19 protein-coding genes are annotated in these 22653 nt (G+C 59.8%); 9 read left to right on the forward strand and 10 right to left on the reverse strand.

The genetic code is table 11. From position 1 onward, the window contains the following. Positions 1-79 precede the first annotated feature (79 nt). The 5 genes from topA to AB7M23_RS22150 all read right to left on the reverse strand — a co-directional run bounded on the left by topA (position 80) and on the right by AB7M23_RS22150 (position 7416). Entirely contained in the window at positions 80-2692 is a 2613-nt protein-coding gene (gene topA / locus AB7M23_RS22130; protein ID WP_065758456.1) for a type I DNA topoisomerase, read from the reverse strand. Between the two features lie 100 nt (positions 2693-2792). Continuing rightward, positions 2793-3044 (reverse strand): DUF1653 domain-containing protein, encoded by a 252-nt coding sequence (locus tag AB7M23_RS22135; protein ID WP_065758455.1) that lies wholly within the window; start codon positions 3042-3044, stop codon positions 2793-2795. Positions 3045-3123: 79 nt separating this feature from the next. Next, complete coding sequence (gene fadA, locus AB7M23_RS22140) at positions 3124-4299, reverse strand: acetyl-CoA C-acyltransferase FadA (RefSeq protein WP_065758454.1); 1176 nt, start codon at positions 4297-4299, stop codon at positions 3124-3126. 31 nt (positions 4300-4330) lie between these two features. Then, complete coding sequence (gene fadB, locus AB7M23_RS22145; RefSeq protein ID WP_454242035.1) at positions 4331-6478, reverse strand: fatty acid oxidation complex subunit alpha FadB; 2148 nt, start codon at positions 6476-6478, stop codon at positions 4331-4333. Between the two features lie 500 nt (positions 6479-6978). Next, a complete protein-coding gene (locus tag AB7M23_RS22150; protein WP_454242036.1) occupies positions 6979-7416 on the reverse strand; it encodes a hypothetical protein in 438 nt (145 codons plus the stop codon). 110 nt (positions 7417-7526) lie between these two features. Here AB7M23_RS22150 and AB7M23_RS22155 point away from each other — a divergent pair, with 110 nt between their 5' ends. Then, positions 7527-7970, forward strand: coding sequence for a universal stress protein (locus AB7M23_RS22155; RefSeq protein WP_454242037.1), 444 nt, complete (start codon positions 7527-7529; stop codon positions 7968-7970). Between the two features lie 42 nt (positions 7971-8012). Here AB7M23_RS22155 and AB7M23_RS22160 read toward each other — a convergent pair whose 3' ends face one another. Continuing rightward, positions 8013-9932, reverse strand: coding sequence for an ATP-binding cassette domain-containing protein (locus AB7M23_RS22160; protein WP_065758450.1), 1920 nt, complete (start codon positions 9930-9932; stop codon positions 8013-8015). A 210-nt stretch (positions 9933-10142) separates the two neighbouring features. On the opposite strand from AB7M23_RS22160, the gene AB7M23_RS22165 reads away from it, so the two are divergent. Then, entirely contained in the window at positions 10143-12071 is a 1929-nt protein-coding gene (locus AB7M23_RS22165) for a transglycosylase SLT domain-containing protein (RefSeq protein WP_065758449.1), read from the forward strand. Between the two features lie 76 nt (positions 12072-12147). On the opposite strand, the gene AB7M23_RS22170 is transcribed toward AB7M23_RS22165, so the two are convergent. Together AB7M23_RS22170 and AB7M23_RS22175 are read right to left on the reverse strand one after the other, a co-directional pair. Continuing rightward, positions 12148-12951 carry an MOSC domain-containing protein gene (locus tag AB7M23_RS22170; RefSeq protein ID WP_454242038.1) on the reverse strand — a complete coding sequence of 268 codons (804 nt, stop codon included), beginning with the start codon at positions 12949-12951 and terminating at the stop codon, positions 12148-12150. A 76-nt stretch (positions 12952-13027) separates the two neighbouring features. Further along, positions 13028-13963, reverse strand: a complete 936-nt coding sequence (locus tag AB7M23_RS22175; protein ID WP_454242039.1) for a chemotaxis protein CheV — start codon at positions 13961-13963, stop codon at positions 13028-13030. 379 nt (positions 13964-14342) lie between these two features. Here AB7M23_RS22175 and AB7M23_RS22180 point away from each other — a divergent pair, with 379 nt between their 5' ends. The 5 genes from AB7M23_RS22180 to AB7M23_RS22200 all read left to right on the forward strand — a co-directional run bounded on the left by AB7M23_RS22180 (position 14343) and on the right by AB7M23_RS22200 (position 20011). Then, complete coding sequence (locus AB7M23_RS22180; protein WP_454242040.1) at positions 14343-14765, forward strand: histidine kinase; 423 nt, start codon at positions 14343-14345, stop codon at positions 14763-14765. A gap of 502 nt (positions 14766-15267) precedes the next feature. Then, entirely contained in the window at positions 15268-16158 is an 891-nt protein-coding gene (locus AB7M23_RS22185) for a sensor histidine kinase (protein ID WP_454242041.1), read from the forward strand. Then, positions 16155-16814, forward strand: a complete 660-nt coding sequence (locus AB7M23_RS22190) for a response regulator (RefSeq protein WP_099775399.1) — start codon at positions 16155-16157, stop codon at positions 16812-16814. The genes AB7M23_RS22185 and AB7M23_RS22190 overlap by 4 nt, the downstream gene beginning before the upstream one ends. A 431-nt stretch (positions 16815-17245) precedes the next feature. Next, positions 17246-18700, forward strand: a complete 1455-nt coding sequence (locus AB7M23_RS22195) for a mannose-1-phosphate guanylyltransferase/mannose-6-phosphate isomerase (protein WP_454242042.1) — start codon at positions 17246-17248, stop codon at positions 18698-18700. A gap of 63 nt (positions 18701-18763) precedes the next feature. Beyond that, positions 18764-20011: a glycosyltransferase family 4 protein gene (locus tag AB7M23_RS22200; protein WP_454242043.1), complete on the forward strand. Its 1248-nt coding sequence runs from the start codon at positions 18764-18766 to the stop codon at positions 20009-20011. Here the strand turns inward: AB7M23_RS22200 and AB7M23_RS22205 are convergent. Next, positions 20000-21187 (reverse strand): molybdopterin molybdotransferase MoeA, encoded by a 1188-nt coding sequence (locus AB7M23_RS22205; RefSeq protein WP_177442414.1) that lies wholly within the window; start codon positions 21185-21187, stop codon positions 20000-20002. The genes AB7M23_RS22200 and AB7M23_RS22205 overlap by 12 nt on opposite strands. Before the next feature lie 22 nt (positions 21188-21209). Further along, the gene (moaB, locus tag AB7M23_RS22210) at positions 21210-21749 is read right to left on the reverse strand and encodes a molybdenum cofactor biosynthesis protein B (RefSeq protein ID WP_099775403.1); all 540 of its coding nucleotides are present in this window, start codon (positions 21747-21749) and stop codon (positions 21210-21212) included. 186 nt (positions 21750-21935) lie between these two features. Between moaB and AB7M23_RS22215 the strand changes: the two genes are divergently transcribed. Together AB7M23_RS22215 and AB7M23_RS22220 are read left to right on the forward strand one after the other, a co-directional pair. Beyond that, entirely contained in the window at positions 21936-22157 is a 222-nt protein-coding gene (locus AB7M23_RS22215) for a YgdI/YgdR family lipoprotein (RefSeq protein ID WP_454242044.1), read from the forward strand. 103 nt (positions 22158-22260) lie between these two features. Next, positions 22261-22635, forward strand: a complete 375-nt coding sequence (locus AB7M23_RS22220; RefSeq protein WP_065758439.1) for a bacteriocin — start codon at positions 22261-22263, stop codon at positions 22633-22635. Positions 22636-22653: the final 18 nt, after the last annotated feature.

The following is a 22653-nucleotide window of genomic DNA, read 5'->3' on the forward strand; positions in this document are numbered from 1 at the left end:
GCAAGCAGTGTCTGGCCCTGGAATGAAAAAGGCCGCATCCGACACACGTCGGATACGGCCCTCGACTGCGCCAGAACGATCAGCGCTTGTCTTCGACCTTCCAGGCATTGCCATCGTAGAAGGCACGCCAGCCGGTAGGCTTGCCGTCCACCTCGGTCTGCACGTATTGCTCCTTGGTCTTGCGGCTGTAACGGATAACCGCAGGACGACCCTCAGGGTCTTTCTTGGGCGCTTCGCACAGGAAATGGTACTTCGGATCGATCTCGTCCTTGTGCGGAACGATCTCGATCACCAACGGCGCACGAGTCTCACGGTTTTTCGGGAACTGGCTGGCGGCCAGGAACAAGCCCGAGGCACCGTCGCGCAGCACATAGGTGTCATCGACCTTCTCGCACTTGAGCTCCGGCATCTTCACTGCGTCCATCTTCGGCGGCGCTGCCTCACCGCTCTTGAGCAGCTTGCGGGTGTTCTTGCACTCGGTGTTGGTGCAACCGAAGAACTTGCCAAAACGGCCCGTCTTCAACTGCATCTCGCTGCCGCACTTGTCGCACTCAAGGCTCGGGCCCTCATAGCCCTTGATGCGGTAGTTACCCTCTTCGATTTCGTAGCCGACGCAATCCGGGTTGTTACCACAGATATGCAGCTTGCGCTTCTCATCGAGCAAGTAAGCATCCATCGCCGTGGCACAGATCGGGCAACGGTGCTTGTTGCGCAGCACCCGCGACTCGGACTCACCCTCGTCATCGGCAGCAATCTCGTCACCCGGCACCAGGTTGACCGTCGCCTTGCAGCGCTCTTTCGGCGGCAGGCTGTAACCGGAACAGCCGAGGAACACGCCGGTCGAGGCGGTACGAATCATCATCGGACGACCGCAATCACGGCACGGAATATCGGTCAGCGTCGGCTGGTTGGCACGCATGCCGTTTTCGCTCGACTCGGCCGCCTGCAGCTTGCTGCTGAAGTCGCCGTAGAATTCGTCGAGAACGCTCTTCCAGTCACGCTCACCCTGGGCGACGTCGTCGAGGTTTTCTTCCATCGCGGCGGTGAAGCCGTAGTCCATCAGGTTGGAGAAGCTCTCAGACAGGCGCTCGGTGACGATATCGCCCATCTTCTCGGAGTAGAAACGGCGGTTGTGCAACGTGACATAGCCGCGGTCCTGGATGGTGGAAATAATAGCGGCATAGGTCGACGGACGACCAATACCACGCTTTTCCATCTCCTTGACCAGGCTGGCTTCAGAGAAGCGTGCCGGCGGCTTGGTGAAATGCTGGCTAGGGTCGAGCTGGATCAGCTTCAGGCTTTCGCCCTGCTCCATTTCCGGCAGCACGTCGTCGTCGCCCGGCTTGCTCTGTTGCGGCATGACCCGGGTGTAACCGTCAAACTTCAGGATACGGCCCTTGGCACGCAGCTCGAACTCACCGGCTTTCACACTGACAGTGGTCGACAGGTACTGTGCCGGCGGCATCTGGCAGGCCACGAACTGACGCCAGATCAGCTCATAGAGGCGCTCAGCGTCGCGCTCCATGCCGCTGAGCTTGCTTGGATGTGTATTGACGTCAGACGGACGAATCGCTTCGTGAGCCTCCTGAGCGCCCTCCTTGCTGCCGTATACAATCGGCGCATCAGGCAGGTACTTCTTGCCGAACTCGCTTTCGATGTAGCTGCGCGCCATTTCCACGGCATCGACCGACAGGTTGGTCGAGTCGGTACGCATATAGGTGATGTAACCGGCTTCATACAGACGCTGGGCCATCATCATGGTTTTCTTCACGCCGAAGCCCAGGCGGTTGCTGGCAGCCTGCTGCAGGGTCGACGTGATGAACGGTGCCGACGGCTTGCTGCTGGTCGGGCGGTCTTCGCGCTTGACGATGCTGTAGCTGGACGCCTTGAGCTTTTCCAGCGCAGCCATCGCCTGGGCTTCGTTGAGCGGCTTGAACGCTTCACCGTTCTCACGTGCCACTTCAAAGCGCACTTTGGCGTTCTTGGCGGTGCCCAGGTCGGCGTGAATCTCCCAGTACTCTTCCGGGATGAACGCACGGATCTCGCGCTCGCGTTCGACCACCAGCTTTACCGCGACCGACTGCACACGACCGGCCGACAGGCCACGGGCAATTTTCTGCCACAGCAGCGGCGAGACCATGTAACCCACTACACGGTCAAGGAAGCGCCGCGCCTGCTGGGCATTGACCCGATCGATATCCAGTTCGCCCGGCTGGGAGAACGCTTCCTGAATGGCCTTCTTGGTGATCTCGTTGAACACCACGCGCTTGTAGCGATCGTCATCACCACCAATGGCTTCGCGCAGGTGCCAGGCAATGGCTTCCCCCTCGCGATCCAAGTCGGTTGCGAGGTAGATGGTGTCAGCATCCTTGGCCAGACGGCGCAGTTCCTCGATGACCTTTTCCTTGCCGGGAAGGATCTCGTACTTGGCTTTCCAGCCGTGGTCCGGATCGACACCCATGCGCGCGACCAATTGCTTGCGCGCCTTCTCCTTGGGCGTGAGCACCGGCCCCTCTGCCGCGGCAGCCTTGCCGCGCTTGGCAGCAGGCTCCTTGCTGGCGCTGGCCGAACCGCTGGTGGGCAGGTCTCGGATATGGCCGATACTCGACTTCACCACGTACTGGTTGCCCAGGTACTTGTTGATGGTCTTGGCCTTAGCCGGGGATTCCACAATGACCAGCGATTTGCCCATGGATCGGAAAATTCCTGAATACTGAAAATAAAAACACGGCAGGTACCTGACGTGGCACCGCTATATATAGTGGCAACAGAGTGAGGTCAAGCGCAGTGAACTAGCCTGCTTCGGCATCGCCACGGGTAAACAACGTCTCTTCGGCCTTGACCAAAGCAAAGCGCGGCACCTGCTCGCCGTCAACCTCGACCGACTCGAGGAACATCGAAAGAGGCCGCACCCACAGGCCGAACTCGCCATAGAGCGCTTGATAAAACACCACCCACTCCTCGGTTTCGGAGTGTTGGGCGACACTGAATACACGATACTCAGGCCCTTTGTAATGCCGGTATACGCCTGGTTGTATCTGCATGCTGCCTGCCCTCTTGAGAAAAATATCCTGCACAAACAAAAACCGGGGCACAAGGCCCCGGCTTCCTACCACCCAACGCTTAGACGCGTTCGAAAACAGTGGTAATGCCCTGGCCCAGGCCAACGCACATGGTCGAGACACCGAAGGTACCGCCATTCTGCTTCATGACATTGAGCAGCGTGCCGGAGATTCGAGCGCCGGAACAACCGAACGGGTGACCCAATGCGATCGCGCCGCCGTGCAGGTTAACCTTCTCATCCATCTTGTCGAGCACTTTCAGATCCTTCAGCACGGGCAGGGCCTGTGCCGCGAAGGCTTCGTTCAGCTCGAAGAAGTCGATATCGGTAATTTTCAGGCCGGCGCGCTTGAGCGCTTTCTGCGTAGCCGGCACCGGGCCGTAGCCCATGATCGCCGGGTCTACACCTGCCACCGCCATCGAACGAATCACCGCCAACGGCTGAATGCCCAGGTCCTTGGCACGCTGCGCCGACATCACGATCATGCACGAGGCACCGTCGGTGATCTGCGACGAGGTACCTGCCGTCACGGTGCCGCCCTTCGGATTGAACGCCGGCTTGAGTGCAGCCAGGCTTTCCAGGGTGGTGTCCGGACGAATGGTTTCATCGTAGTCGAAGACTTTCAGAAAACCATTCTCGTCATAGCCCTGCATCGGGATGATCTCGTCCTTGAACTTGCCTTCGACCGTCGCCTTGTGGGCGAGCTGGTGCGAACGCAGACCAAAGGCATCCTGCTGCTCACGGCTGATGCCATGCATCTTGCCGAGCATTTCAGCCGTCAGGCCCATCATGCCCGAGGCCTTGGCCGCATACAGCGACATGTGCGGGTTCGGATCGACCCCGTGCATCATGCTCACGTGCCCCATATGCTCGACGCCGCCGACGACGAAAACGTCACCATTGCCGGTCATGATTGCCTGGGCGGCGGTGTGCAGCGCGCTCATCGAGGAACCGCACAGACGGCTGACCGTCTGCCCGGCAGCGGTGTGCGGGATCTGGGTCATCAGCGAAGCCATGCGGGCGATGTTCCAGCCCTGCTCCAGGGTCTGGTTGACGCAGCCCCAGATGACGTCCTCGACTTCGCCCGGATCAACCTTGGCGTTACGCTCCAGCACTTTGCTGATCAGGTGCGCCGACATGTCTTCAGCGCGGGTATTGCGGTGCATGCCACCCTTGGAGCGGCCCATCGGGGTGCGACCGAAGTCGACAATCACCACGTCTCTTGGATTCAGGCTCATAAATTCATTCTCGCTCTATATCGTTGGGCGCTTAACCGAAGAAGCTCTGGCCGTTGCGGGCCATTTCACGCAGCTTCGCGGTGGGGTGATACAGCGGCCCCAGATCGGCGTACTTATCGGCCAGGGCAACGAACTCAGCCACCCCGATCGAGTCGATGTAGCGCAGCGCACCGCCACGGAAGGGAGGGAAACCAATGCCGTAGACCAGGCCCATATCCGCTTCGGCAGCGGTTTCGACAATGCCATCTTCCAGGCAGCGCACAGTTTCCAGGCACAGCGGGATCATCATCCAGTTGATGATGTCTTCGTCGCTCACGTCGCGCTGTTCATAGATGATCGGCTTGAGCACTTCCAGCACCGATGCATCGGCGACTTTCTTCGGCTTGCCGCGCTTGTCGGTCTCGTAGGCATAGAAGCCCTTGCCATTTTTCTGACCCAGGCGCTTGGCCTCATACAGCACATCGACGGCCGAACGACGGTCGTCCTTCATGCGATCAGGGAAGCCTTCGGCCATCACGTCACGACCGTGGTGGCCGGTGTCGATACCCACTACGTCCATGAGGTAGGCAGGGCCCATTGGCCAGCCGAACTTCTCCATGATCTTGTCGATGCGAACGAAGTCGACACCGGCGCTGACCAGTTTGGCGAAACCACCGAAGTAAGGGAACAGTACGCGGTTGACCAGGAAGCCCGGGCAGTCGTTGACCACGATCGGGTTCTTGCCCATCTTCTTGGCGTAGGCCACGGTGGTGGCAACGGCAACATCACTGGACTTCTCGCCACGGATGACTTCGACCAACGGCATCATGTGCACCGGGTTGAAGAAGTGCATGCCGACGAAGTTTTCCGGACGCTTGAGCGCCTTGGCCAGCAGGTTGATGGAAATGGTCGATGTGTTGGAAGCCAGGATCGCATCCTCCTTCACCTGACCTTCCACTTCAGCCAGCACCGCTTGCTTGACCTTCGGGTTCTCGACCACGGCTTCGACGATGATGTCGACGTTGGCAAAGTCGCCGTAGGACAGGGTCGGGCGAATCGCGTTAAGCGCTTCAGCCATTTTCGCCGGGGTCAAACGGCCTTTTTCGACGCGATTGCCGAGCAGCTTGGAGGCTTCGTTCAAGCCCAGTTGAATGGCTTCCTCGCGAATATCCTTCATCAGGATCGGCGTACCCTTGACCGCCGACTGGTAGGCAATGCCGCCGCCCATGATACCGGCGCCGAGTACCGCGGCCTGCTTCACATCGCGAGCGATTTCGTCATGGGCCTTGGCCTTGCGCTTGAGCTCCTGATCGTTCAGGAACAGGCCGATCAGGCTCTGGGCAACCGAGGTCTTGGCCAATTTGACGAAGCCGGCAGCCTCAATTTCCAGGGCCTTGTCACGCCCGAAATTGGCCGCTTTCTGAATGGTCTTGATCGCTTCGACCGGCGCCGGGTAGTTCGGGCCAGCCTGGCCCGCAACGAAGCCCTTGGCGGTCTCGAAGGACATCATCTGCTCAATCGCATTGAGCTTGAGCTTGTCCAGTTTTGGCTGACGCTTGGCCTTGTGATCGAACTCGCCACTGATGGCACGTTTGATCAGGTCCAGAGCCGCAGCCTGCAGCAGTTCAGGGGCAACGACAGCATCGACGGCCCCTACTTTCAGTGCATCTTCAGCCCGGTTTTCCTTGCCGGCGGCAATCCACTCGATAGCGTTGTCGGCACCGATCAGGCGCGGCAGACGGACCGTACCGCCAAAGCCCGGGTAGATCCCCAGCTTGACTTCAGGCAAGCCGATCTTGGCGCTGCTGGCCATGACGCGGTAGTCCGCGGCCAGGCACATTTCCAGGCCGCCACCCAGGGCGATGCCGTTGATCGCGGCCACAGTCGGCACCGGCAGATCTTCGAAATCGCTGAAAATACGGTTGGCTTCCAGGTTGCCGGCGACCAGTTCGGCCTCGGGCAGCTTGAAGTTATCGACAAACTCGGTGATATCCGCGCCGACGATGAACACGTCCTTGCCACTGCTGACAATTACGCCCTTGATCGATGCATCGGCCTTGATAGTGTCCACGGCCTGACGCAGTTCGTTCAGGGTAAGACGGTTGAACTTGTTGACGGACTCACCCTTGAGGTCGAACTTCAGTTCGACGATGCCGCTTTCAAGAGCCTTAACCGTGATGGCTTTACCTTCGTAAATCATCAACTGATCTCCACGATATGGAAGCTGAACAGTACACGCCGATCGCTGAAGAAAGGTTCGACAGGCCATAAGCCTGCGTTTATCGGACCCTTGCTCCAGGCACACCCGTCAGCGCGATAGTCGGGATTCTGTAAGCGCGTTCTTGTAATACAAACGCTCAATTCATACGCCCGTTTGATTGGGTGTGCACACATTCTCCGAAATCCTTTCGGTTGTCAAATGCACAAAAGTGTCGTGAAAACGCGACTTTCCAGTCATTTTTCCTGGGCGACAGGAAAACCACGGCCAGGTTGATCGACCATCATTCATATCAACGATAGTCGTCGCAGCCCTGCCGCGATCAGTGGACATTCAGCGTATGAGAGAAAAGAAAAATCAGAATGTGCATGCCTGAGACGACAGCACAGCTACACTCGAACCAACACGAACGATAGCCGGCCTGCCTGGCCTGTAGCCCGATCACGAATGGATCGGGCTTTTTTCTTGAAGGCCTTGAAGGCTCACGCCAGGGTGCGGAGCACTTCGGCAATATCTTGCAATACAGCCGACTCCCCCTTCTCGCCCCAGTACAGCGCGATCATCTGCGGCCCCGCCTCGACCTTGTAGACGCTCTCGGGCAGCTTGGTGAACTGCTCCAGCAAGTGAGGATCGGTACAGGGTTCGCGCCACTGATTCTGCCACTGCCCGGCCTCGACCTGCCAATAGCACCAGCTGTCCACCCGCCCTTTGCGCCGGGCCCGATGGTACTGCGCACACGTGCTGGGAGGCTCCTGCGGCAGCCAGTGCGGCCAGGTTTGCGGCGACAATTGCATGGCCAGCCCCATACGCCGGGCCTCCATGCGCAAGGCCATGCGCCCACTCTGCCGATGGGACGGCAACAGCCACGCCATGGGGCTGAGAATCAGCGCAAGGATTGACACCACCAGCCAGACCGTCATATCTGTTGTTCCTAATTGAGCCTTAAAGACGAACTGATTGATCTCAGTCCAGAACAATCAGCCTGAAACCGACCATACTTTAGCCATTGTGATTGCCAGGAGAGCCTCTCATGTCGTACGAACACATACTGGTCGCTGTAGACCTGACCGAAGAGTGCGATCCGGTCATAAAGCGTGCCCGCGAACTCGCCAGCACCGACGAAACCAAAATATCGCTGGTGCATGTCATTGAGCCCATGGCCATGGCCTTTGGCGGCGACGTGCCGATGGACCTGTCGCAACTGCAGCAGCAACAAATCGATCAGGCCAGGGAGCGCATGCATCGCGTCATCAACAAATACCCTGAACTGAGCGAGAACAACGTCCACCTGCCCTATGGCCAACCACGCCAGGAGATCCATACGTTGGCCAAGGAACAGGATTGTGACCTGATCGTGGTTGGCAGCCATGGCCGCCATGGCCTGGCCCTGCTACTGGGCTCGACCTCCAATGACGTCCTGCATGGCGCTCCCTGCGATGTGCTTGCCGTACGCCTGATGAAAAAAGCCGAGTAAAACACCAGGCCCGGCGTGCAATCGCATGCCGGGCCCGCCGCCTCAGCTGTCGAGCTCAGCCCAGCGCTCTACCAGCACATCCAGCTCACCCTGCAGGGACTCCAACTGCGCCAGCACCTTCGAGGTCTCGTCGATCGGGCGCTGATAGAAACCAGCGTCGGCGATTTGTGCCTGAACAGCAGCCATCTTCTGCTCAAGTTCATCGATCTGCCCCGGCAAGGCATCCAGTTCACGCTGCAGTTTGTAGCTGAGCTTCTTCTTCGCCTCTACCGGTTGAGCAGCCGGCGCGGGCTCAGGCTCAGGTGCGCTGACCACCGCACTGTTGAGTTCAGGCTTGCCAGACTTGTTCTCGGTCACACCGAGCAGTTTCGGCGAACCACCTTGGCGGATCCAGTCCTGATAGCCACCGACATACTCACGCACACGGCCCTCACCCTCGAACACCAAGGTGCTGGTGACCACGTTGTCGAGGAACGCCCGGTCGTGGCTGACCATCAATACCGTACCCTTGAAGCCAGACAGCACCTCTTCGAGCAGTTCGAGGGTTTCCACGTCCAGGTCGTTGGTCGGTTCGTCGAGTACCAGCAGGTTGGCCGGCTTGCTGAACAGCTTGGCGAGCAACAGACGCGCACGCTCACCCCCCGACAGGGCCTTGACCGGGGTGCGGGCGCGCTGTGGGCTGAACAGGAAATCGCCCAGGTAGCTGAGCACGTGACGGCTCTGACCATCGATATCGATGAAGTCGCGGCCTTCGGCCAGGTTGTCGATAACGGTTTTTTCCAGATCCAGTTGATGGCGCAACTGGTCGAAATAGGCCACTTCCAAGCGGGTACCGGACGACACCGTGCCGCTGATGGGCTGCAAATCGCCTAGCATCAGCTTGAGCAACGTGGTCTTGCCGGTACCGTTGGCGCCGAGCAGACCAATACGGTCCTCGCGCTGCAGCACCATTGAAAAGTCATTCACCAGCTTCGGGCCACCGGGGTGAGCAAAGCTGACATTTTCCAGCACCATCACCTGCTTGCCGGATTTCTCGGCGGTGTCGAGCTGGATGTTGGCCTTGCCCTGACGCTCGCGACGCTCACTGCGCTCGACGCGCAAGGCCTTCAGTGCGCGCACACGGCCTTCGTTACGGGTACGCCGGGCCTTGATGCCCTGGCGAATCCAGACCTCCTCCTGGGCCAGGCGCTTGTCAAACAGCGCATTGGCGGTCTCCTCGGCGGCCAGCATGGCCTCCTTGTGCACCAGGAAGCTGGCGTAGTCGCCGTTCCAGTCGATCAGGCCGCCACGGTCCAGCTCAAGGATGCGGGTCGCCAGGTTCTGCAGGAAGGAACGGTCGTGGGTAATGAACAGGACCGCGCCGCCAAAACCGCTCAAGGCATCTTCAAGCCAGGCAATGGCGCCGATGTCCAGGTGGTTGGTGGGCTCATCGAGCAGCAACAGGTCGGGTTCGGACACCAGCGCCTGGGCCAGGAGAACACGACGACGCCAGCCGCCAGAAAGCTCGGCGAGGGTCTTGTCGGCAGGCAACTGCAGGCGGCTCAGGGTGCTGTCGACCAACTGCTGCAGGCGCCAGCCATCACGCGCCTCAAGGTCATGCTGAACATGCATGAGCTTTTCCAGGTCGGCATCATTGGTGATGTTCTGGCTCAGGTGATGGTACTCGGCAAGCAGCGCACCGACACCGTCCAGGCCTTCAGCAACGACGTCGAACACGGTCCTTTGGTCGGCGACCGGAAGCTCTTGCGGCAGTTCGCCGATCTTCAACCCTGGCGAGCGCCAGATTTCACCTTCGTCGGGTTTCTGATCACCCTTGACCAGGCGCATCATGCTCGACTTGCCAGTACCGTTGCGGCCGATGATGCAGACCCGCTCGCCACGGGCGATTTGCCAGGACACTTTGTCCAGCAACGGCATCGCGCCGAAAGCCAGGGACACATCGCTGAATTTGAGCAGGGTCATGATCTTCTCCAAAAACCGGGCGCGCATTCTACCCGGTTTGCGACACACTCACATCAAGGAAGCACCTTCTATGCGCCAAGCCCTTCATTACAACTCGATACAAGCACAGTGCTTTGATCAGCCCCCGGCAACCGGCTAAGCTTAACCACGTAATACCCATCAGTGCTGGCGACGCCGACACTTGTTCTGGTCAAACTGTTCGGAAGTATCATGCGCCGTCGCCTGTACACCCTCGTTTCATGCATTGTTCTCTCTGCCTCTGCGGTCAGCGCCGCACAGGCGGCCGATATCACGCTGCAGCGCCAGTATTACGATGAAGCCAAGCGCGCCCTGGCCAAGGGCGACAGCGGCCCGTATCGGCGTTACGCCCAGGCGCTGAGCGATTATCCGCTGGAGCCCTACCTGGCGTATGACGAACTGACCGCTCGTCTGAAGACGGCAAGCAATGCCGAAATCGAGAAGTTCCTTGCCGAACACGGCGACCTGCCGCAAGCCAACTGGATGAAACTTCGCTGGCTGCGTTGGCTGGCCGATCGCGGCGAGTGGGACACCTTCGCCCGTTACTACGACCCCAAGCTCAACTTCACCGAGCTCGACTGCCTCAACGGCCAACACCTGCTGATTCAGGGCAAGCGTGCCGAAGGCTATGCCAGCGCCGAGAAACTCTGGCTGGTCGGCAAGTCACAGCCCACCGCCTGCGATGCCCTGTTCGACCGCTGGGCCGCCGAAGGCCAGTTGACCGAGGAAAAACGCTGGCAGCGCCTCAAGCTGGCCGCCCAGGCGCGCAATTACGCCCTGGCGAACAACCTGGTCAAGACCTTGAACAGCCTCGGCCCGCAAGGCCGGCTGCTGATCGACGTCGCGCAGAAGCCTGAACTGCTGAATCAGCCAGGCCGCTTTGCCCCGGCCAACGAGGCAATGGCCGACGTGGTCAGCCTCGGCCTGCGGCGCCTGGCTCGCCAGGACCCGGAGCGGGCCATGGCCCTGCTCGACGACTACGCCAACCGCATGCACTTCTCGCGTGACGAGAAGGTTGCGATTGCCAACGAAATCGGCCTGACCCTGGCGCGCCGCTATGACCCGCGCGCGCTCGAGCTGATGACCCGTTATGACCCGGAGTTGCGCGACAACACGGTCACCGAGTGGCGCCTGCGCCTGCTGCTGCGCCTGGGCCGCTGGGAGGATGCCCACGAGCTGACCAAACGCCTGCCACAAGACCTGGCCAGCAGCAGCCGCTGGCGCTACTGGCAGGTTCGCAGCCTGGAATTGGCGCAGCCGAAGAACCCACAAGTACCGCTGCTGTACAAGAACGTCGCCCGTGAGCGCGATTACTACGGGTTCCTTGCTGCCGACCGCGCACAAACGCCTTATCAGCTCAACAACAAGCCGTTAATGCTGAGCCAACAGGTCATCAACAAGGTTCGCAATACCCCAGGCATACGCCGCGCACTGGAGTTCCATGCCCGCGGACAAATCGTTGACGGGCGCCGCGAGTGGTATCACGTCAGCCGCCACTTCAACCGCGACGAGATGGTTGCCCAAGCCAAACTGGCTTATGACATGCGCTGGTACTTCCCGGCCATTCGCACCATCAGCCAGGCGCAGTACTGGGATGACCTGGATATCCGCTTCCCCATGGCCCACCGCGATACCCTGGTACGTGAAGCGCAAGCCCGCGGACTGCATTCGAGCTGGGTATTTGCCATTACCCGCCAGGAAAGTGCCTTCATGGATGATGCGCGCTCCAGTGTTGGCGCCAGTGGCCTGATGCAACTGATGCCCGCCACCGCCAAAGAGACAGCGCGCAAGTTCAGCATTCCCCTGGCATCCCCAGCGCAGGTATTGAACCCGGAGAAAAATATCCAGCTGGGCGCCGCCTACCTGAGCCAGGTTCACGGCCAGTTCAATGGCAACCGGGTACTCGCTTCAGCCGCCTACAACGCAGGCCCGGGCCGTGTCAGACAATGGCTGCGAGGCGCCAACCACCTGAGCTTCGACGTCTGGGTTGAATCGATCCCCTTCGACGAAACGCGCCAGTATGTGCAAAACGTGCTGTCCTACTCGGTGATCTACGGGCAAAAGCTCAACTCACCGCAGCCCATCGTGGACTGGCACGAACGCTATTTTGACGATCAGTAAGCCACCCGCCTGCCGCGACATGGAGCCCTGATGGGTTCCATGCCAGCAGGCTACCCAGCCCGAGGGAACAGCAGGGTTACTCCAGCACCGTCACCGGCATCCCCACCTCGAGCACACCCTCGCCGTCGGCCACCAGGTTTTGCCCGAACATCACATCGCCATCCTTCTGCCGATACGTCTTCAACGTAGTCAACGGCTCACGGTCGGCGCTGCGCTCACCCGTCAGTGGATCAATCGTGGTCAGGATGCAGCGGGTGCACGGTTTGAGCACGCGAAATGCCTGTGTGCCGATACGAATGCGCTTCCAGCCGTCCTCGGCAAACGGGGCACTCCCCTCAATCACCAGATTGGGCCGAAAACGCTGCATTGCCAGCGGTCGGCCAACGCGCTGTACCAGGTCATCAAGCGAGGCCTGGCCAATCAACAGCAAGGGAAAACCGTCAGCAAAGGCGACACGGTCGCTGTTCTCGCCATACCCGGCAGGCAGGTAGCGGGTTCGCTGTTCAGGCACATGAACCAAGCGTACAGCGGTACCCATGAATACGCTCAACCAGTCCGCCGCTGCATCACCGGCGTCCGGAACGCGCAAGGTATCGCGCCAGACCGTTACACCGCGCAAGGCGTCATCGGGACTCGGTACCGAAACGTGAAGTGCATCCTGGCCAGCCGCGCTCAACACCAAGCCCCCCTCGGCATCATAAAGGGCCGACAACTGAGTCATCCGGGGGTACGCACGCTGGGTCAGGAAGCGTCCGCTCTCACGCTCCACCAGCATCCAGCGCCGGTCTCCAGTCAGCCCCAACAGCCCACAAGACGACTGCTGCAACGATTCTCCCTGGGCCGACTTGAGTGGGTAACGGTATAACGCGCTCAACTGCATGTGGCCTGCTCCCTGAGATGTCAAAGGCAGCAAGCTTACACCGACAGCCGGGCTGGCGCTGCCCGGCCTGCACCCGTCAGGCGGTGGCCGTGTCAAGCATCAGACGCTCGCGCACCACATCGACCAGCTTGTCGGGCTGAAACTTGGAGAGGAAGTTGTCACAGCCGACCTTCTTCACCATCGATTCGTTGAAACTGCCGGACAACGAGGTATGCAAGACCACATACAGGCCACGCAAACGCGGATCGTTGCGGATCTCCGTGGTCAAGCGGTAACCGTCCATCTCTGGCATTTCAGCATCGGTGAACACCATCAACAGCTTCTCGCAGATATCTTCACCGGCGTCAGCCCAGGCCTTGAGCATGCGCAGCGCCTTCAGCCCGTCACTGGCCACATGCATTTTCACGCCAAGTTGAGACAGGGTGTCACGCAGTTGGGCGAGCGCCACCGTGGAGTCATCCACCAGCAATACCTCACGACCCAAAGCACGCGCCAGCAAGGGATCCTCGAGCTTGTCGCGGGATACCTTGGCACTGTACGGAACGATTTCCGCCAACACTTTCTCAACGTCGATGACTTCGACCAGTTGATCGTCAACCTTGCTGATGGCTGTCAGGTAATGCTGCCGGCCCGCACTGCTCGGCGGCGGCATGATGGCCTCCCAGTTCATGTTCACGATCCGGTCGACACCGCCTACAAGGAAGGCCTGTACGGAACGGTTGTACTCGGTGACGATAATGGTGCTGTTCGGCCCTGGCTGCAGCGGGCGCATGCCGATCGCCTGAGAAAGATCGATCACCGGCAGGGTCTGCCCACGCAAGTTGACGACACCACAGACAAACGGATGGCGCTGAGGCATCAGCGTCAACTTCGGCAGTTGAAGCACCTCTTGAACCTTGAACACGTTGATGGCGAACAACTGCCGACCTGCCAGCCGGAACATGAGGATTTCCAGGCGGTTCTCGCCTACCAGCTGCGTCCGTTGGTCTACCGTGTCGAGAATGCCAGCCATTAGAAGAACCCCTGTTTCGCAAATTAAATGCATTAACCGTATATCGGCCGTTTTTCGCCCAGCTTGACCCCTCAAATAAAATGCCGGGCACCCCATTGATGTCACTTTAGCATCATGCTTTACTGCGCTCATCCTCTTCATGCCCCTCCACGGGCACCTCAGACAGCATCAGGGAAACCCCTAGTAGCAATCGGGTGAGACCTGATGTTCGCAATATCCATTAGCCATTAATGTGACGCCATTCTCATTGCATGAATGGAGTCAGGCTTTTGTTTGCTATCGCTTGGTTGTGGCCAGCTTCTGCTCCGGCACTGCAAAACGTCCGCCGCCAGGTAGATTATCGGCACGTCGCCAACCTGCGCACTGCGGGAGCCGTATAATGCAAGACGACTCACCCAGCACGAGCGCGCTACAAGACTTTCTGATTGATGCCGAGGTTCTGCTGACCAAGACCCAGGAATGCCTGATGCACCTGGAACTGATCGGCAACGATCCGGATGCCATCGACTGCATGGTCGACACACTGGGTTCCCTGGCTAATCGCGCACAGGCCCACGACCAATCCGAGATTGCCGAATTCTGCCTTCAACTACGACTCTTGCTTGAGCCAGAGCGATACCGCAATCGTTTGCACGGTGAGGCGCTAACCGTGCTTTCGGACTGCCTGACACTGCTTTGCTGGCAACTGGAGTTGATTGATCCGCAAACCGGCATTCTCAGCCTGGATAACCAGGAGCAACTCGAGCTGATCGGTAACCTGACCAACACCCTGGACCCGCAAGAGGCGAGCCGCGCAGAATGAGCCGGGTCGCCCCATGCCAGTCGTTGTTTTTCAAGGCCAACTAGCCTCAACTAAAGTCAAACTAAGCCCGCGATAGAGCCGTTACCTGAACGGTGCAAGAAACACACTAAGCCATAACTTTGAGCGCGTTCGACTAGTTCCAGGTAAAGCGCTTAAATCCCACCCGACCTTGATGTAAGGGAAGGTATCTTTCCTGCACCAGTGATAGCGAAGTGCTACAATCCCTCAAAAGCGGAACGACCGTACCACCCAGTAAAATCTGACCATTCAGACACCTTCGGTACCCGCGACCAAATGTATGTGAAGTGCTAATATGCGTCACTGCGGTCGACACACAGCATCGCAGTGCTTAATTCATGGCATTGCCTGTTGGTTGAAAGCGTGGCCACCATGCCAATGTAAAACCAACAATCAACAAGTTGTTTAAGGCAATACGACCAATACCTCTTGTTCGACCTTTGACAGGCTTTCAACAGCGATATATTCAGTGGCTTCATTCCCTATGCTCCTACGCCTCATGACGTTCAAGCGCTGGTCACCCGGAGCCGCCCTATTACGCTGGTTGACCGCAGGGCTTTGCCTGAGCTCGATTGCCGCAAACCTGTACCTGTACCTGCATTCGATACCCATGCCGGGCAGTTTGCTGGCACTGCAGGCCTTGGCCATGCTGTGCATTGCATGGCAATTGCTGCGAAGCGCGCGCTCAATCGCCTTGCGCCCGCAGGAACTTGCCGAGCGCATGCTGAAAGTGCAGGAAAGTGAGCGCCAACACCTGAGCCGCGAGTTGCACGACGATATCGGCCAGTTGCTGACCGCCGCCAAACTTCAAGCCGACTGGCTCTATCGTCGCCTGCCAGCTGAGCTGCAGGAACACTGCACAACCCTGCGCAAGACACTGGACGATACATTGGCCAATGTCCGCGATGTCTCAGCGATCCTCAATCCTCGGCAACTGACCAGTCTTGGCCTGGAAGCAAGCCTGCGCGCGCACCTGCTGCGCACGCTGGAAAACACCGATGTGCTGTGGAGCCTCGATTGCAGGCAACGCATGGACGGCATCCCGCAGGAAACCGCAATCGCCGCCTTTCGGATTACCCAAGAGGCCGTCACAAACATTTTGCGACACGCACGCGCCAGCAATCTGGTCGTCTGTATTCAGCGCCTGCCTGAAGGCCTGTCGCTCTCGATCACCGATGACGGCCAAGGTTTCCTGGCCACAGACAACCCTGCCGAGGGCGGCCAGCGCGGCTTGGCCGGCATGCTCGAACGCGTGAACCTGCTGGGCGGCAGCCTTTCGGTAGACAGCCAGCCCGGCCACGGCACAAAGATCCAGGCATTGTTCCCATGGGCACCACGAACCCTCGAACGCGCCAATGCAAGTAAGACCCCATGACCTGTAAATTACTGCTAGTAGATGACCATTCACTGATTCGAGCCGGCGTACGCGCACTGGTATCCGACATTCCGGGCTACACCGTGATAGGCGAAGCCAATGATGGCAACCAGTTGCCAGAACTGGTTCGGCGGCTTGACCCGGATATCGTCCTGCTGGATATCTCCATGCGCTCAACCAGCGGCCTTGACGCACTGGCACAGCTGCGCGCAACCGATAGCCGCTGCAAAGTCTTGATTCTGTCGATGCACACTGACCCTGAGCTGATCATGCGCGCCCTGGAAACCGGCGCCCACGGCTACCTGCTCAAAGACACCACTGCCACCGAGCTTGAACAAGCACTTGCCGCACTGCGTTGCGACGAACGCTACCTGAGCCCGGCCATTGCCCATACGGTCATCAATCAGGCATTGCTCAAAGCCAAGGCGAACAAGCCGGAAGCGGCCGATAATCACAACCTCACGGCACGCCAACTGGAAATTTTGCGGTTGATTGTGCGCGGGAAGTCCACCCGGGAGATTGCCAACGGCCTGGGCCTGAGTATTAAAACCGTAGAAACCCATCGCTCGCAGATCATGAAGCGCCTGCAGATTTACGACGTGGCCGGCCTGGTTCTGTTTGCCGTACGTGAGCAAATCATCAGCCTGGACGACTGAGCACTGAATACGCCTCGGGCAGACGCACTCGCAATGCCCCTCAGCAACACCGTGAGCCGCAGGCTTGCCACCCAAAGCGCCCTGCCATCCCGATTGAACGCCCCCTGCGTACGCCTGACACAGCCAGGCGCTAACATGCCCCCTTGTGCCAAGGTCTATCGACATTCCAGCTGCAACGTCACGCAGCACCGATATCGGCCTCGGCACAGCAAGAGCGGGGTACGATCAACGGTCGGAAAACACCCGCATTCATGGAAATGCCATTGAAAGCGTGCCGCCTAACGTGCATTATTCGACAAAATATTGGCAATCAAGGACGACGCCGGTGAAAAAAGTCGGTTTATTGACTCATTGTGCAAGCGCCTGCCAGGTACCTGTTCCTTCCTGTCGCGCTGCACGATCGCAGCGCCCTTGCTTCGAGGCTATGTGAGATGAGTGTACTGATTCCCTGCATCATCGCTGGCGGCGCTGGCACAAGGCTCTGGCCGGTTTCCCGCGAAGCCATGCCCAAGCCATTCATGCGCATGCCAGATGGTCAGAGCCTGCTACAGAAGACCTTCATCCGGGCCAGCAACCTGAAAGATGTCGAGCGGGTGTTGACCGTGACCAACCGCGATGTTTTCTTCCGCACCCTGGATGAGTACCGGGCACTGAACCAGGCCCGCGTCGCACTGGACTTCATTCTCGAGCCTTGTGGCCGCAACACCGCGCCCGCCATTGCCGCCGCCGCCCTGCATTGCGCACGCCACTACGGTGAGGACGCGCATCTGCTGGTACTGCCAGCCGACCATCTGATCAGTGATCTGCAGGCCTTCGAAACCGCCGTTGGACATGCCAGGGAACTGGCCGAACAGCACTGGCTAACCACGTTCGGCCTGGTCCCCAGCCGCCCGGAAACCGGCTTTGGCTATATCGAGAAGGGCCAGCCGCTGGGCGCTCACGGCCATCAGGTTGCGCGCTTCGTTGAAAAGCCTGACGCAGCCACCGCACAACGCTACCTGGACGAAGGCCAGCACCTGTGGAACGCCGGCATGTTCTGCATGCGTGTGGATGCCATCCTGCACGAACTGGAGGTGCATGCACCGCAGTTGCTCGCAGCCGTAAGCGCATGCCTGGAACGCAGCCAGAGCAAAACCGGTCACGGTGAGTTGCAACTGGAACTGGATGCTGACAGTTTTGCGCAAGTCCCGGACATCTCCATCGACTACGCAGTGATGGAGCCCTCAAAACGGGTCGCGGTACTTCCCAGCGAACTGGGCTGGAGCGATATCGGATGCTGGCAAGCCGTACGCGAACTGAAGGAAAGCGATCACAACGGCAACCAATGCAACGGCGAGACCGTACTTCACGACGTGAGCAACTGCTACATCGATTCGCCTCGCCGCCTGGTCGGAGGCCTTGGCCTGGACAACCTGATCATCATTGATACGCCCGATGCGTTGCTGATCGCGGACGCGCAGCGCAGTCAGGAGGTCAAGTTGATCGCCCAGGAGCTCAAGCGCCAGGGCCATGACGCCTATCGCCTCCACCGCACCGTGACACGTCCTTGGGGCACCTACACCGTGCTGGAGGAAGGCCCGCGCTTCAAGATCAAGCGCATCATGGTTCGCCCGGAAGCGTCGCTGTCGCTGCAGATGCACCATCACCGCAGTGAACACTGGATCGTGGTCAGCGGAATGGCGATGGTGACCAACGGCGAAGAAGAATTTTTGCTCGACACCAATGAGTCAACCTTCATCAAACCCGGCTGCACCCATCGCCTGCGCAATCCGGGGGTCATCGATCTGGTGATGATCGAAGTACAAAGTGGCGAATATTTGGGCGAGGACGACATCGTACGCTTTACTGATATCTACGGACGCGCCCCAGAGCCGATCATCGGCTGACTCAGGCCGGCGCGCCTTTCATATCGGCCAGCGTTACCCGCCCGGCGATAGAGGAAAGGGTTCATGCGCGTACTCTGGACACTGCCCAACCTGCCCTGGCCAACCACCAGCGGTGGCAAGACCCGGCAATACAACCTGCTACGCGGTCTGGCCCAACGGGGCCACCGCATCACCTTGTTGGTGCAATCGAAGGTTCCTCTCGGGGACGCGGCACGGCAAGCGCTCGAACCCTGGGTCGAGCGCTTGATCGTACTGCCCAGGCGCCCGCTGCGCAGCCCGCTCAACCTGCTCGCAGCGTTCTATGTCAGCTACCCGATGCGGGCCAGTATCAACGGCCTGGCGCCCCACCTGCGGCATTGCTTCGAGCACTTGCTGCAAGAACACTGGGACGTGATACAGATTGAGCACAGCTACAGTTTTCAACCCTTCGAAAAAGCCCTGCAATCGAGCGGACTGCCATTCATTGTCAGTGAGCACACCGTCGAATCCATTGCCGGTGCCGCCCGCCAGGACCGACTGCCCTTGTGGCTGCGCCCTTTCAATACCTTCGACCGTTGGCGCTACCGGTACTGGGAAACACGGGTACTGCGCCAGGCCAGCGAAGTGATTGCGGTCAGTGAAGACGACGCCGGCCTGATCAGCCGAATGACTGGCCGCCCCGCCCATGTGGTCATCAATGGCGTCGACTGCGAGTACTACCAGTCTGTGAGCCCGGCACTGCACAGCCAACGCCTGTTGTTTGTCGGCAATTTCGAGTACGGCGCCAACCTCAATGCCATCGAATGGGCCCTCGACGACATCATGCCGAAAGTCTGGCTGAGCAACCCGGCGGTTCGCGTGGCAATCGCGGGCCATGCCCTGCCGGAACAATTGAAACTGCACTGGAATGACCCGCGTATCGAGTGGGTCGGCTACCTGCCCGACCTGCGCGACATACAACGTCACTCGGCGATTTTCCTCGCCCCGCTGCGCCATAAAGGTGGCTGCAAGGTCAAGGTGCTGGAAGCCATGGCGGCCGGCCTGCCCGTAGTCACTACACGCGATGGCGTCGCCGGCCTGACCGTAAACAATGGCGAACACTACCTGGGCAGCGACGACAGCGATGGCCTGGCCTTGATGATCACCCAACTGCTCAACCAACCTTGGCGCATGCAACAGCTGTCGGACGCTGCTCGCCAGTTCGTCAGTACAACGCACGACTGGAGCGTTGCAGCGGCACAACTTGAGGCAGTACACGCGCGCCTCAGCGCGCTACCCAGGGCACACGGCCCCCACCTGGACAGCGAACTGCTGAGTCGCTCAGCCGAGTAGCTCGCTCAACGGGATGAACTGCAGCATGTCGCCTGGCACAAGCGTCTGACCCTCACGAACCTCGACCAGCCCCTCTGCCCAGGCGGCACTGCGCAGCACGCCAGAACTCTGGTTTTTGTAGATCCGCGCCTGCCCGTGCTCCATTCGCCCACGCAAGTATTCCCGGCGACTGCCGGCCTTGGGCCATTCAAAGCCGGCTGGCACGGCAAACTGCAGAGGCGCGACGTCCTGAACACCCTGGCGGCGCAACAGGTAGGGACGGGTCAACAGGCCGAAGGTCACCAGCGTCGATGCAGGGTTACCGGGCAGCCCGACCACCGGCACACCACGGTAATGCCCAAAGGTCAGCGGCTTGCCTGGTTTGATCCCCAGCTTCCAGAGCCCCAACTCGCCTTCCTCGCGCAAGGCGATACCCAGGTAGTCGGCTTCACCGACCGAAACACCGCCGGTAGAGAGGATCAAGTCGACGTCAGAGAGACGTCCCAGGCATTCGCGGGTCTTCTGCAGGTCATCCTCAAGAATGCCGACGTCGACCACTTCACAACCCAAACGCTGCAACCAGGCCGCCAGCAGCCGTCGATTGCTGTTGTAGATCTGCCCGGGGCCCAACGGCAAGCCAGGCTCAACCAACTCATCCCCGGTGGACAGCAACGCCACTCGCACGCGCCGAACCACCGTCAGCTCAGCGCAGCCCAATGAGGCTGCCAAGCCCAACTCGATAGGCCCCAGGCGTGTGCCGGCAGCCAGCACCTGCTCACCGGCGCGTGTTTCCTGGCCTTGAGGACGAATGTTCTGACCAACGCGCAACGGCTGGGTGAAGCGTACCCGCTGATCGGCCAGAACCTCGGTATTTTCCTGCATTTCCACACAATCGGCGCCCGCCGGCATTGGCGCACCGGTAAAGATACGCGCACATGTGCCGGGCTCCAGTGGTGCGGGCGCATGACCGGCAAATATCCGCTGGCTCACCACCAGCGGCTCACCCTGCCAATCGGCCAGGCGCAAGGCATAACCGTCCATGGCGCTGTTCGGCCACGGCGGCAGGTCCAGGCTGGCAACCAGTTCACGGGCCAGTACGCGGCCTTCAGCCTCAGCCAGGCAGACCTGTTCATACTCACGAACTGGCGTGCTATCGGCCAACGCCAGCAGGCGCTCAAGGGCCTGCTCGACGGACATCAGCGGCTTCACCGCCGCGGCCTCAGCCACGGCTCTGGCAGGGTTCGGCCTGCTTGAGGTGGGTTACAAAATTGCACGGGCGATGACGGGCATCCAACTGCTCGGCCAGGATGCCGTCCCAGCCGGTACGGCATGCATTGGTCGAACCCGGCAGGCAACACACCAGCGTGCCATTGGCCAGGCCCGCAAGCGCACGCGACTGTATGGTGGAGGTGCCGATATCGGCCAACGAAATGTGCCGGAACAGCTCACCAAAACCATCGACCTGCTTGTCCAGCAAGCACGTCACCGCTTCGGGCGTGCTGTCGCGCCCGGTAAACCCTGTACCACCGGTAATCAGCACCACTTGAATCTGCTCATCGGCAATCCAGGTCGCGACCTGAGCCCTGATTTTGTAGAGATCGTCCTTGAGCAATACACGCGCCGCAAGGGCGTGCCCGGCCGTCGTCAGGCGTTCGACGAACACCTCACCCGAGGTATCGGTTTCAAGCGTACGGGTATCACTGACGGTCAACACCGCGATGTTAAGCGGCACAAAAGGTACATCAGCCTTGGCTTTCATGGGACCTTGAATCCATTGGTAGGAACACATGCCCGGTGTTATATCACAGGCCACATCAACTCGCGCCCAGCACTACCCTGACCACGATCAGCCCCTGACAGCTATGCTTCAATCAACAAGGAACTTGCTGTAAAGGCATGCATCTCAAGAACCGTACAGCGTCCCATCCATGACTGGAGATACACGATGATCCAACGAATACTCCCAGCGTTCCTCCTCGCACTGGGCCTGGGCACCCTGGCAGGCTGCTCATCGCCAGCCGTGATCACCCTCAACGACGGACGCGAGATCCAGACCATCGACACGCCAACGTATGATGATGACTCCGGTTTCTACGAATTCGAGCAACTGGACGGCAAGCGCAACCGCGTCAACAAAGACCAGGTCCGCACGGTCCAAGACCTCTGAAACGGGGCGGCTCGCGTGCTGCGCCGATGGTCAGTGTCGATTGCCGGCATCGAAGAACACCCTCAGAATACGCGCCCTTTTCTCCTGTTTGAGGTTGTTTCACATGCGTAAGACTCTTGCCGCCATTACTCTGGGCCTGCTGTGCGCACAAGGCGCAGTGGCGGGCGATGGCACGACGGCAATCGGCGGCGGCCTGGGCGGCGTTCTGGGTAACGTTGTCGGGCAAAAACTGGGCGGCAGCACCGGTGCAGCCGTCGGTGCCGGCGTTGGCGGTGCAGCGGGCAGCGCAATGGCCGCGAAAAAGGGCAACAAAGCCGAGGCAGCCCTGGGTGGCGGCCTGGGGTCGGCAGGTGGCTCGCTGATTGGCGGCAAGCTCGGTGGTAGCACCGGCTCGGCCATCGGTGCAGGCCTGGGCGGTGCAGCCGGTGGTGCTCTGGGCAACAACCTGGCCGACGGCAACAAGAAGCGTCGCCACTGATTCAACGCCTGCGATGGC

The sequence above is a fragment of the Pseudomonas sp. HLS-6 TE3448 genome (assembly GCF_053629555.1).

Bases quoted from the DNA above. Each gene is read 5' to 3' on its own strand.
- moaB (WP_099775403.1), bottom strand. From the start codon at position 21,749: ATGAAAGCCAAGGCTGATGTACCTTTTGTGCCGCTTAACATCGCGGTG.
- AB7M23_RS22170 (WP_454242038.1), bottom strand. From the start codon at position 12,951: ATGCAGTTGAGCGCGTTATACCGTTACCCACTCAAGTCGGCCCAGGGA.
- AB7M23_RS22175 (WP_454242039.1), bottom strand. From the start codon at position 13,963: ATGGCTGGCATTCTCGACACGGTAGACCAACGGACGCAGCTGGTAGGC.
- AB7M23_RS22150 (WP_454242036.1), bottom strand. From the start codon at position 7,416: ATGACGGTCTGGCTGGTGGTGTCAATCCTTGCGCTGATTCTCAGCCCC.
- AB7M23_RS22180 (WP_454242040.1), top strand. From the start codon at position 14,343: ATGCAAGACGACTCACCCAGCACGAGCGCGCTACAAGACTTTCTGATT.
- fadA (WP_065758454.1), bottom strand. From the start codon at position 4,299: ATGAGCCTGAATCCAAGAGACGTGGTGATTGTCGACTTCGGTCGCACC.
- AB7M23_RS22220 (WP_065758439.1), top strand. From the start codon at position 22,261: ATGCGTAAGACTCTTGCCGCCATTACTCTGGGCCTGCTGTGCGCACAA.
- AB7M23_RS22165 (WP_065758449.1), top strand. From the start codon at position 10,143: ATGCGCCGTCGCCTGTACACCCTCGTTTCATGCATTGTTCTCTCTGCC.
- AB7M23_RS22215 (WP_454242044.1), top strand. From the start codon at position 21,936: ATGATCCAACGAATACTCCCAGCGTTCCTCCTCGCACTGGGCCTGGGC.
- fadB (WP_454242035.1), bottom strand. From the start codon at position 6,478: ATGATTTACGAAGGTAAAGCCATCACGGTTAAGGCTCTTGAAAGCGGC.
- AB7M23_RS22185 (WP_454242041.1), top strand. From the start codon at position 15,268: ATGCTCCTACGCCTCATGACGTTCAAGCGCTGGTCACCCGGAGCCGCC.
- AB7M23_RS22205 (WP_177442414.1), bottom strand. From the start codon at position 21,187: ATGTCCGTCGAGCAGGCCCTTGAGCGCCTGCTGGCGTTGGCCGATAGC.
- AB7M23_RS22195 (WP_454242042.1), top strand. From the start codon at position 17,246: ATGAGTGTACTGATTCCCTGCATCATCGCTGGCGGCGCTGGCACAAGG.
- AB7M23_RS22135 (WP_065758455.1), bottom strand. From the start codon at position 3,044: ATGCAGATACAACCAGGCGTATACCGGCATTACAAAGGGCCTGAGTAT.
- AB7M23_RS22200 (WP_454242043.1), top strand. From the start codon at position 18,764: ATGCGCGTACTCTGGACACTGCCCAACCTGCCCTGGCCAACCACCAGC.
- AB7M23_RS22160 (WP_065758450.1), bottom strand. From the start codon at position 9,932: ATGACCCTGCTCAAATTCAGCGATGTGTCCCTGGCTTTCGGCGCGATG.
- AB7M23_RS22190 (WP_099775399.1), top strand. From the start codon at position 16,155: ATGACCTGTAAATTACTGCTAGTAGATGACCATTCACTGATTCGAGCC.
- AB7M23_RS22155 (WP_454242037.1), top strand. From the start codon at position 7,527: ATGTCGTACGAACACATACTGGTCGCTGTAGACCTGACCGAAGAGTGC.
- topA (WP_065758456.1), bottom strand. From the start codon at position 2,692: ATGGGCAAATCGCTGGTCATTGTGGAATCCCCGGCTAAGGCCAAGACC.